Genomic DNA, 2,623 nt, shown 5'->3' with positions numbered 1-2,623 from the left:
AGCCTCTTCAAGCAGCTGACGCCGCGTTTCCGACACATCCGACGAGGACGGCTGTGAAGGGCTGAGGTAACTGCCCATATCTGGCGGTGCAGACTCTGAGGGGGTTTGTGCAGCTGCTGCCTGGCCGCACAGTACGCCATTGACGAAAAGCAGCGTCAGAATGAATTTTTTCATCTACGCCCCCTTGGTTTCTCTGGTTGTGAAAAGGCCAGCGTGAGCTGGCCAGGAAACTCATGCAGTGTGGCCCGCCAGGCAGTCTGGACTTCGATCATTCGCAGCAGGTTTTGGTAGGTCACCCCGTTGACGTGCACATTGACTGGCAACGGAAGGCGCACCCCCGTCCAGTTAAAGGCCAATCCACGCTGGCGGGCCAGATGAGAAAGCAGCTCAACAGCATCACCATCCCAGTTGACGGTTACGCGCTGAGAATTGGCACTGATACTGGGTGTAAATAAAGGTGCTCGAACTTGGTTTATCGCGCCGGCTAAATACAAATTATTCTGAGCGTTACTAATCTGCTCAGCTTTATATTGAGCATCTGTATTTTTTAGCGGTATGACTGCGGTGCTAGCTGGAATTTGGCATCCACCTAACACCACCGGCACAAATAATGATATGAAAAAAAACCTCATGCTCTTATCCTCTATCTATATTTAATTTAAAAACCTCGTATTTATTAATCTCTCGTCACACACATCAAAAACCCACCAATCTCACGGCTAAAATATTTAAATTCACAACAAGTTTTCATGAAAACAAAATTGCACGTTATACTAATTGCTTGTATAATTTATTCATTTAATAATAATGAGACATCAAAATGACATTTTACTACACATCAAAACTTTGCAAATCAATAAAGGTTTCTCGCGCCACAATCCTTATAAACTCAAGGCCATTATCAAATAAAAAAAGAAACATTTTACTGAAAAAATCAGGAATTTCTTTTGAAGGGGAAAGTATTATTACGCCACCCTTCTTCTACGAATTTGGGAAAATAAAGTTAGGCTGTAATGTATACATTAATTCTGGCTGCACTTTCCTTGACAACGCAAACATAACAATTGGAGCGCATTCGCTTATCGGGCCTAACGTGACATTAACGACAGTAAGCCACCCCGTAGCCCCAAAATCAAGACACGCCGAAGTTATTACTTCTTCAATAGAAATTGGTAGTAATGTTTGGTTAGGTGCGGGCGTAGTAGTCTTGCCTGGTGTAACCATTGGAAACAACAGCGTTATCGCTGCAAACAGCGTCGTAACATCAAATGTTCCTGATAATTCTTTATTCGCAGGAGCTCCTGCGATTTTTAAACGAAACTTATAAAATCAAAAAGTGCATATACAATCACTTTAATTATTTTGGCAGTAAGAAAGTAAAGCCCTTACTGCCTTTATTAAATAAATTTAATTATTAGCACACCAAGCAATAGCTTGAATGCATGAGCCTCCAGCCACACCTCCACCTGTGTATATCTGCCATCCATTACCATCTCCCGTGGGCTGGGTTAGATCCGGAGCATTCCATCCATCCCCTCCCCAGCGTGACAATATATATCCCCCGGAAAGAAGTTGTTTTCCTGCAGGACAGTATGCTGTTGAATAATTATATTGTCCACAAGCATCTCCTCCTGAGATTTTTTGAAAATCTTTTAATTTTCCAGATGCAGTCCATATCCCATTTTGACAATAAAGTACTGCTCCAGAGATGTCACGGCTTAAGAGCCCATTCGGGCTACACCCCCAGCCAACATTAGCCGTTCCATCAAGCTGCAAATATTCACCGACCGATGCACGGCCATCAGCACGAACGGTCCCGCCTTTGATTTGGCCACCGGTATAGATCCCCTTGTTGTTTACCGAACGTATCCAATCGTTGTCCTCCATATAAAGCCCACCGCCGTGGTCTTCATTGAGCCAACCTTTACCCTGTTTGGTAATAAGCCAGCCGCTATTACTGCGGATATCCCCGTTAGCGGTGATCCACCCGCTAGACCAAACGCTGTCATGAGCAATTAACCGTTTACCGTTAACATCCTCACTAAAATTACCCGTTTTAGCGTTGATATTATTCGCATTATTCACGTCATTGGCGCCCATATCAATTGCAGTATGCATCTTGTTAAGGTCGGGACGGCCGTTAACTTTGAAACGATACAAGCGATCGCTTTCTTCTGCCCCACCGGCCAATACATCAGACGTCAGGTAGGCCACCAGGTGACCACTCTGCCCACTGAGCCCCAGACTCGACAGGTTGACTTGCCAGCCACCGCCGGCACCGTTGGCAATATTGGCGGGATAGATATATCCCCCAAGGCCAGAGGTGTTCTGGGCGATATACCGCTGCCCCTTGAACGCAATATCCTGACCGCCGGCCGTCAACACAAAGGCAACCAGTTTGTCGGTCTGCGTGGGATTGCGCGTCACGGCGAGGATATAGGTTTGGGTATTATTGTTGGTCAGGGAAAAACCCGGCGGTAAATACCCTTTATCCCGTAGGGTCTGCCCCGTTACCGTGACGTTTCCGCCCCCTTTGACCTGGTTCAGTAACGTGTCGTAGTTATCTTTAACGTATCGGCGTGCACCCTGGCTCACCGTGCTCAGGTGTGTGGCAGTCACGACC

Annotated in this window: 3 protein-coding genes; 1 reads left to right on the top strand and 2 read right to left on the bottom strand. The window is 46.2% G+C overall.

The features are described 5' to 3' along the window. Positions 1-170 precede the first annotated feature (170 nt). Positions 171-632, bottom strand: a complete 462-nt coding sequence (locus A6U95_RS25275; protein WP_065686493.1) for a DotD/TraH family lipoprotein — start codon at positions 630-632, stop codon at positions 171-173. A 188-nt stretch (positions 633-820) separates the two neighbouring features. Between A6U95_RS25275 and A6U95_RS30210 the strand changes: the two genes are divergently transcribed. Then, positions 821-1,327 carry a DapH/DapD/GlmU-related protein gene (locus A6U95_RS30210; protein WP_074423404.1) on the top strand — a complete coding sequence of 169 codons (507 nt, stop codon included), beginning with the start codon at positions 821-823 and terminating at the stop codon, positions 1,325-1,327. 80 nt (positions 1,328-1,407) lie between these two features. On the opposite strand, the gene pilV is transcribed toward A6U95_RS30210, so the two are convergent. After that, positions 1,408-2,623 (bottom strand): shufflon system plasmid conjugative transfer pilus tip adhesin PilV (gene pilV, locus A6U95_RS25270; RefSeq protein WP_241810725.1); only part of this gene is annotated, 1,216 nt, incomplete at its 5' end.

The organism is Serratia sp. 14-2641 (assembly GCF_001692375.1).
Lineage (GTDB): Bacteria > Pseudomonadota > Gammaproteobacteria > Enterobacterales > Enterobacteriaceae > Chania > Chania fonticola_C.
Note: the sequence above shows the minus strand (reverse complement) of the source record. Positions and strands in the feature narration are given on the sequence as shown.